The following is an 8,038-nucleotide window of genomic DNA, read 5'->3' on the forward strand; positions in this document are numbered from 1 at the left end:
TCTGATGCAACGGGAGAACCCAAAAACGAGAATTGGAAACAAGTAATAAATAAATTCAACCACAACAATAATTTCAAGGATAACATTTGGGGAGATTATCTTGAAGATGATTTTAATTGGTAGAAAGGAATTGTGAGTTAATGGGAATACAGTTATTTTTTGAAAAATTTTTTTTCTTAATCATAATGGAATCTGCATTTTGCAATGTGTATTTCATTATCCTTTACCCTGTAAATAAGTCTATGTTCTCCGTCAATCCTGCGTAAAAAAAATCCTTTATATTTATGTTTTAAAGGTTCAGGTTTACCAATTCCTGAGAATGAATCCCTTGAAATATCTTTTAGTAAATCGTTAATTCTTTTTAAGATTTTTTTATTGGTTTTTTGCCAATACAAATAATCTTCCCACGATTCATCTACAAATATATATTTCATGAATCAATGAGGTTTTTTCGAAATGATGATTTGCTTTTCAGTTTTTCAATTGCTGAATCAAGCCTTTTTTCATTTGATTTTGATGATAATTCATGCTGAGTTGAATTTAATGAATTATATTCATCTAATGAAATTATTACCACTCCTGAATTTTTACCACGATTTATAATCACGGTTTCAAAATTCTCTGAAACATTGTCCAGATATTTCTTGACGTTTTTTCTGAAATCTGAAATTGATGTTGTTAGCATATCTTTGTTTTTAAGTACGTATCAAAGTACAAATTTATGTACAAATAAGGTAAATCCCAAATAATTTTTAAAATAATATTGCAGGCAATTATCTTGAAAATGGTTTTTAATTGGTAAAAAGGAATTGTGATTAATGAGGGTGTAAGTTCTCTAAAGCAGTTAAAAACTCCACTAATTAGTGCCTATAAGAAAAACGTATATTTTTGACTGTTAGAATATTATGTGTATTCTGTCGCTTGAATCTAATGTCATAAAGTTACAAAACCCAATGACAGCTTGGCTAAATAACAATTGAATGACTTTTACATTCACATCCATTTTAAATTCAAAGCCCAAGTATAATGAATAATACAAAGTTTTCTTAGTGCCACTAATTAAAACACTAATCGAAAAGTCTCCTTAAATACTTCAAAATTCTTTTACTTTGCAGTAAAAACAATATTAAGTGAAAATACTTTTATACATACTTCTTTATTTTATTGCAATAATACCCTTTCCTTTTGTTTATCTTTTTTCTGAATTAATATCCTTTTTTGTAAACAAAATTTTTAAATATCGAAAATCTGTTATTTTAGAAAATTTAAAAACATCATTTCCTAAAAAATCCGAAAAAGAAATAAACAACATTAAAAATAAATTTTACAGACATTATTCAAAGGTATTAATAGAAACGATAAAATTACTTGTTGTTGGCAAACGTACATTGGATCGAAAAATAAAATTTGAAAATGATAAAGCGTTCAAATATCTTTTAAATGAAAAAAAAGGTGCAATTATTCTTTCCGGTCATCTCGGGAACTTTGAAATGGGAGGTCAACATTTTGTAACACAATTAAAACTTCCGATTTATACATCTTATAAAAAAATTTCATCCGATGCATGGGAAAATATTATGATGATACAGCGTTCAAGATTTGGTTCTAAAATGGTTCAAAACAAACAAGTTGTCAGAACAATTTTTAAAAATGTAAATAAAGGATTATATGTTGTGTTTTTAAATGATCAATCGCCCACCTACGGTGATGATGTTTACTGGACAAAGTTTTTTAACAAAGAAACAATGTTTTTTGCTGCTCCTGAAAAAATTGCCAAAAAATTTGATCTGCCTGTTTATTTTCTTGATATGTGGAGAGAGAAATATGGAAAATATAAAATTAAAGCAGAACTAATTTCTGACAATCCTAAAAAAACCGCTGAAAATGAAATTACTGAAAGGTATGTTCGAAAACTTGAGCAAGCAATAAAAAGACATCCTGAAGCGTGGTTGTGGTCGCACAAAAGATGGAAAAGGAACAAAGAAGATTATTTAAAAGTCAGAGCTAAAGAAAAATCAAAAAAGAAATAATAATTTTGCACTTTTGACAAAACCCAAATTAACAAAATGAACAACACTGAAAATCCATTAGTTAGCGTATTAGTTTTGAACTACAACGGGAAAAAATTCCTTGATGATTGTTTTCAAACTGTACTAAATGCATCCTATCCGAATTTTGAAACAATAATGATTGACAACCTTTCTACTGATGACAGTGTTGAATACACAAAAAAGAATTATCCGCAAGTAGAAATTTTTCAAAATGGGGTAAACGGTGGTTTTAGCCTTGCTTACAACAATGCTTTTAAAATTGCAAAAGGAAAATATTTTGTTATCCTCAACAATGATGTAAAAGTAGAAAAAGATTGGCTTGAACCACTTGTTAAAGAAGCTGAAAAAGATTCTGAAATTGGAGCCTTGCAACCAAAACTCGTTTCAATGATTGAGCCTGAGAAATTTGAATATGCCGGTGCTTCAGGAGGATTTCTCGACAAATACGGATATCCTTTTGTAAGAGGTCGTGTGTTTGATACTGTTGAAAACGACAACAAACAATACGATGACACAACACAAGTTTTTTGGACTACTGGGGCAGCAATGTTTGTTCGTGCAGAAACCCTTAAAAAAAGTGGCAACCTTGATGTTGATTTTGTTCATCACATGGAGGAAATTGATCTTTGCTATAGAATAAATCTTACAGGCTACAAACTAAAAGTTGTTCCTGACTCATTAGTTTATCACTATGGAGGAGGGATTATTTCTTACGATAGCTACAAAAAATTGTACTGGAACCATAGGAATTCTGTTTTTATGCTTTTAAAAAATCTTGAAACAAAGCATCTTTTTTCAATACTTATTGCCCGTTTTTTCCTTGATTTGATGACAGTAGGTTGGTCCTTGGTACAATTAAATTTTAAAAGATTCGCTGCATTAATTCATGCGTATTTTTGGCTTTTGCTACACCCGAAAATGATTCTTAAAAAAAGGAAAGAAGTAAAAAACCTTAGAACTGTAAACGATAAAGAAATTTTTAAATTGATGTATCCCAGAAGTATAGCACTTCAATATTTTCTTAAAAAGAAGAAAACATTTACAGAGTTGATGAATGTTGTAAAATAGGGGAAATTATTCGCGTATTCACAGCAGAAAAAAATAAGCAATTATACTAACTTTAAAAAAGATATATCCTAGAAATCTCCCATAGAACATAAATAATATATAATGCTATTAAAATAATTCCTGCTTTATGTCCTATTTTCCAATTTTGTAATGAAAGTAAAATGTAAACGGTAATAACTGAGCCAAGTAAAAGGATTATTGACCTAACCATATTTTCATTCTCAACTGCAATTTCACCCTTTTGTAGAGTAAAAAATATCAACCAAGGAAGACCTAATCCAAAAAGAATATCAAAAATATTAGAGCCAATTGCATTGCTAATAGCCATTCCTCCTCGCCCTTGTTTAGCAACAATTATGGAAGACATCATATCAGGAACGGATGTTCCAATTGCAAGAACTATTAAGGCAATAAAAACCTCAGGAATATTAAATATTTCGGAAATACCTATGGCACCTTCTACTAAGACCCAACATAAGGCACCAATAACTGCTATTGACATAAAAAATACCCAATAATAATATTTTTGTGAAGGGAAAAATCTATCCAAAATATAATCAAGAGGTTTTAATGTTTTTTGCCAACGGTGAATAAAGGATTTATTACCATTAGAGACCTTTTGTTCTGTGGTAATTTCTTTATAAGGAAAAACTTTCACCCATTTAATAACCATAAACACATAAAAAGCATAAAACACTACAAAGAAAGTAGCTTCATAAATTGTAACTTTTCCATCTTGCAATACAAATAAAAGACTAATTATTGCAAAAGCATAAAAAATAAAATCTCTAACAACAGGTTGCCAATTAAGTACTGCTGTTTTTACAAGAGCAATGCTACCGGTAATTACAAGAATATTAAAAATTGCCGACCCTACAATTGTTCCCATTCCGATTTCTACATGCCCTCCGGGTTTTAATACTGCAATAAGTGCAACAAATAATTCGGGAGCACTTGAACCAACAGCCATCAATGTAGCTCCTGCCATGTCATTTGACATTTTTAAATCCTTTGCAATTTTATCAAGTGCAGGAATAAAATATTTATCACTTATACGTGCCAGCAAATAAAAAGATGCCAGCAATGCAAAAATATATACTACAACCATGGTTCAAAAATACATTAAAATTATTAAACAGAAACATTAAATTCTCGTAAAGCATCGTTTAGTGATGTTTTCAAATCTGTTGACGCTTTTCTTTTCCCAATTATCAAAGCACATTGAACTTGGAATTCACCTGCATTGAATTTTTTTGGATAGGAGCCTGGAATCACAACTGAACGAGAAGGAATTCTTGCTTTTATTTCTTTGGGTTCTTTACCCGTAACATCAATTATTTTTGTTGATTTGGTAATTACGACATTTGCTCCAATTACAGCTTCCTTTTCAATTAAAACACCTTCAACAATAATACTTCTTGAGCCAATAAAACAATTATCTTCAATAACAACAGCTGAAGCTTGAACGGGTTCTAAAACACCGCCAATTCCTACTCCGCCACTCAAATGAACATTTTCACCAATTTGAGCACAAGAACCTACTGTTGCCCAAGTGTCAACCATACTTCCTTTTCCAATGTAAGCTCCAATATTTACATAAGAAGGCATCATTATTACACCTTCTGAGATAAAAGCTCCATAACGAGAAACAGCATGAGGTACAACACGAATTCCCTTTTTATCATAATCTTTTTTTAAATCAATTTTGTCATAAAACTCAAGCTCACCACTTTTCATCTTTTTCATTTCCTGAATAGGAAAATATAAAATTACAGCTTTTTTTATCCATTCATTCACTTTCCATTTCTGTCCGTCTTTTTCTGCAACTCTAATTTTTCCTTTATCAAGGAGTTCTATAACATCTCTAATTGCTTGCTTATTACCTTCACTTTTTAGCAATTCTCTTTTATCCCAACAAAGTTCAATTATCTTTTTAAGACCTGAAATATCCATTTGGTTTTGATTTTAAATTTTAAAAACGTGAAAGAAATAACTTGTTATCATTGCCACCAATAATTTCAAGCTTGCCGTCCTCATCAATATCTGAAAATTCAAAAGGCGAATTACAGTTTATTGGAAATCCCTGATTTAAAGTGCCGTCAAAATCTACAAGAAATACTTTTCCATATTCTTTATTTAGATATGCAATAAAATATTCTTCACCAATTTTCACAAATTTAGGTTTTGATGTTATCTCTGCATCAAGAATTGTAGAAAAAACCACTTTCCCTTCATGCGTATATCCAAGTATTGAATTTCCTTCAGCAAAAATAAGTTCTTTATCTCCGTTATTATTTATATCCAAATAATTAAAATATACTTTTCCCGTCCAGTTACCGTATTTTTTTATTTCAGCTTTTCCTGATAAGTAAAGAAAATAGGTCATGCCACTAGTGTCTGTAGAAATTAAATGGGTTTTATCGAAGTCTCTTTCAAACTGAATCTGAAAAGGATTTGTAAATTTTGTATCCAGTTTTAAAGGATCGAAAACTTTATCTCCGTTTAAATCCCACAGATAAAAGACTCCTTTATCACTAACTCCCACTAAGCAAGTTTTTCCTGTTTTAACAAAATATTTTAACGGAAAATCCAAGTTACCTGAGATTTTGTTAGGTCTCCAGCCATTAAGCGGCTTACCCGATTCATTATATCCAAAAATATAATTGTTGCTACTTCCTACAAAATATTTGTGTTTATTATTTTTTCTAATATCAAAAACTGCTAATCCTGATGTTGCGTTGCTACTTAATTTAATAGGATAATTTGCTACATCTCTACCAAGTCTATCAATCAGTTGAAGCTTTTTCTCTGTTGTAAAAAGATATTGTAATTTCCTGTTGTTGTATAAATCAAGCTGAAAAACATTGCCGATAATACTGTCTTCCAATTGTTTTTTCCATAATATTTTTCCTGAAGCAGAAATCAAATACATTTTATTCTGTTTGTCAAAAACAACAATTTCATTACTGCCATCATTATGATTTTTTACTACAAATGGTTTTGAAAATATTGGTGCATCCAATTCAATTTCCCATAAATATTCTTGAAAATTTTTTAATTCGGGAGTATAATTAATTACAATTTCATTATAAAAACTGTTATTAAAATTATTAGTAAGTTGAAAAGCAAAAGCTCCGAATTTACTAAAAACACCTTTGTTTTTTATGTATTCATCAGCCTTTGTTTTATTTAAAAAACGTTCCGGCACCATCAATGAACGTGATGGATTTACGTATAAAAGGAAATTTGATTTACTTGTAAGTTGGTCGGAAAACCTATTATACGAAATAGATGTTTTTAGAATACGCTGTGCTAAGTAATCATCAACTGCTCTTTTTATATTTGAAAGATCAGGACAAAATAAAAGGTAATCACGAATGGAAGTAAAATATGTTTCTTCAGGGAAATCAAATAATGAACCGAAAAGAAATTTAAAAGATGCTGAAAGATTTGTTTTGTAAATATCAAATCCACGATAGCTAATTTTTGAAACCGACTGAGAGCTATCGCTGTATGAGAAATTCTTTGCAGGATCTGTAAATTTTCTTATCGACTTGTCAATTTCAAAAACTTTAAACAAAATTATTGTACTGCTATAAATGTCTTTAGAAATGGGTTCGTTTATCGCTAAAGCAAAAGAGCCGTAAAGCAGAGGTACAATTTCTTTTTCTATGGAAATAGAATGTTCGTTTTCAAACTTAAACAAAGAGTTTTCGTACTTACTTCTATCGGATAGTTTTGTTTGGTGCTTTGAGTAATTTGAATACCATTGTGAAAAATCACTTAAGTTATAGGAAAATAATACCGATGTTTTTCTTGAAAGTATCTTTGTTATTTCTGTATTCCTTGGCTTTTGACCTTCAAATAATCCTGCGTATTGAAACAATGAATCTTTTACTGAAACATTTCCTCTTAAAGATATTTTAGCATCACTAAATTGAATGCTGTAATTTCCTGTTGAAGCAAAATTTTTAAGTTTGCTAATTTCATTTATTACTGATGGTGATACAAATAATTCAAAAAAGGAATTAAGTTTTTCAAAGTCAAAAAACCAACTTTCATTCATCTCTTGATAAATATCATGGTAAGCCGGTGTTTGTAAATTCCCTGTATTTTTTTCAAATGTTCGTATAGCATCTTCAACTAAAATTGGACTTCTGCTTAAAATTAAAATACCATCAAGCAAAGCAAAAGCAAGCTGCGAATTTTGTTTTGTTAGCTGATAATCATAAATTATTTTGTTTCTAAAAGTTCTTTCAACAAGCTTGCAACCCTTTTTCTTTTTAATCAGTTTTTGAACATCCGATGGAGACAATTCTCCTTTTGTTTGAAACAAAAGCAAAATATCCGCATTTGTAACAGAAATTTTATTAACGCTTAAAATAATTTCATTTGATTGAAATAAGTTTTTAATTTTATCATTTGAGTTTATAAGTGAATCAATTAAGATTACTTGGGAATTTATTTTTTTTACCTTTTTTATTTTTATCAAATGCTGAAATACTTTAGTCTTTGAAAAGCGTTTATATTCACCTGAAAAATCCTTGCCTTTGTAATACAACATTGTATTCTCGGGTAATGCGTTTAAAGAAGATAAATATTGAGGTTTAATAAATTTATTAAAAGACCATAATCCGACAATAGCTAACACTACTAAGATAATAAAAACGATAACAATTATTTTCTTTTTCTTAACTGCCATATAATTTTAATTTTTCTCCTTAATTCGTAAATTTTCTTACTTTGTAACAAAAATAGCAAACTTATTGCTTAAAAAAACAAAAAAATAATATAAGGGAGGTTCTTTAAATACATTTCTTTTAAGAAACAAAGATAATGAATAAGATGCAAGGCACAAATTTTTCTGAATAGCCGTAGCTATTGAGAAAAATTTTAACGCAGTCAGATTGTTTATTATC

8 protein-coding genes are annotated in these 8,038 nt (G+C 29.5%); 2 read left to right on the forward strand and 6 right to left on the reverse strand.

All coding sequences use genetic code 11. The annotated features are described in order from the left end of the window. Window positions 1-176: 176 nt before the first annotated feature. Together U9R42_09785 and U9R42_09790 are read right to left on the reverse strand one after the other, a co-directional pair. Window positions 177-434 (reverse strand): Txe/YoeB family addiction module toxin, encoded by a 258-nt coding sequence (locus U9R42_09785; protein MEA3496310.1) that lies wholly within the window; start codon window positions 432-434, stop codon window positions 177-179. Continuing rightward, the gene (locus U9R42_09790) at window positions 431-685 is read right to left on the reverse strand and encodes a type II toxin-antitoxin system prevent-host-death family antitoxin (protein ID MEA3496311.1); all 255 of its coding nucleotides are present in this window, start codon (window positions 683-685) and stop codon (window positions 431-433) included. The genes U9R42_09785 and U9R42_09790 overlap by 4 nt, the downstream gene beginning before the upstream one ends. A gap of 445 nt (window positions 686-1,130) precedes the next feature. On the opposite strand from U9R42_09790, the gene U9R42_09795 reads away from it, so the two are divergent. Both U9R42_09795 and U9R42_09800 read left to right on the forward strand, forming a co-directional pair. Beyond that, window positions 1,131-2,030, forward strand: a complete 900-nt coding sequence (locus U9R42_09795; protein MEA3496312.1) for a lysophospholipid acyltransferase family protein — start codon at window positions 1,131-1,133, stop codon at window positions 2,028-2,030. Window positions 2,031-2,066: 36 nt separating this feature from the next. Then, on the forward strand, window positions 2,067-3,119 hold the full coding sequence (locus tag U9R42_09800; protein MEA3496313.1) for a glycosyltransferase family 2 protein: 1,053 nt from the start codon (window positions 2,067-2,069) through the stop codon (window positions 3,117-3,119). 52 nt (window positions 3,120-3,171) lie between these two features. On the opposite strand, the gene U9R42_09805 is transcribed toward U9R42_09800, so the two are convergent. The 4 genes from U9R42_09805 to U9R42_09820 form a co-directional block, all read right to left on the reverse strand. Next, window positions 3,172-4,227: a calcium/sodium antiporter gene (locus U9R42_09805; protein ID MEA3496314.1), complete on the reverse strand. Its 1,056-nt coding sequence runs from the start codon at window positions 4,225-4,227 to the stop codon at window positions 3,172-3,174. A gap of 23 nt (window positions 4,228-4,250) precedes the next feature. Further along, on the reverse strand, window positions 4,251-5,066 hold the full coding sequence (locus U9R42_09810) for a 2,3,4,5-tetrahydropyridine-2,6-dicarboxylate N-succinyltransferase (protein MEA3496315.1): 816 nt from the start codon (window positions 5,064-5,066) through the stop codon (window positions 4,251-4,253). A gap of 25 nt (window positions 5,067-5,091) precedes the next feature. Then, window positions 5,092-7,821 (reverse strand): DUF3352 domain-containing protein, encoded by a 2,730-nt coding sequence (locus U9R42_09815; protein MEA3496316.1) that lies wholly within the window; start codon window positions 7,819-7,821, stop codon window positions 5,092-5,094. A 36-nt stretch (window positions 7,822-7,857) separates the two neighbouring features. Then, a partial coding sequence (locus U9R42_09820) for a hypothetical protein (GenBank protein ID MEA3496317.1) occupies window positions 7,858-8,038 on the reverse strand: 181 nt, incomplete at its 5' end.

The organism is Bacteroidota bacterium (assembly GCA_034723125.1).
Classification (GTDB): Bacteria; Bacteroidota; Bacteroidia; order CAILMK01; family JAAYUY01; genus JAYEOP01.

Bases quoted from the DNA above. Each gene is read 5' to 3' on its own strand.
- U9R42_09785 (MEA3496310.1), bottom strand. From the start codon at position 434: ATGAAATATATATTTGTAGATGAATCGTGGGAAGATTATTTGTATTGG.
- U9R42_09790 (MEA3496311.1), bottom strand. From the start codon at position 685: ATGCTAACAACATCAATTTCAGATTTCAGAAAAAACGTCAAGAAATAT.
- U9R42_09800 (MEA3496313.1), top strand. From the start codon at position 2,067: ATGAACAACACTGAAAATCCATTAGTTAGCGTATTAGTTTTGAACTAC.
- U9R42_09805 (MEA3496314.1), bottom strand. From the start codon at position 4,227: ATGGTTGTAGTATATATTTTTGCATTGCTGGCATCTTTTTATTTGCTG.
- U9R42_09815 (MEA3496316.1), bottom strand. From the start codon at position 7,821: ATGGCAGTTAAGAAAAAGAAAATAATTGTTATCGTTTTTATTATCTTA.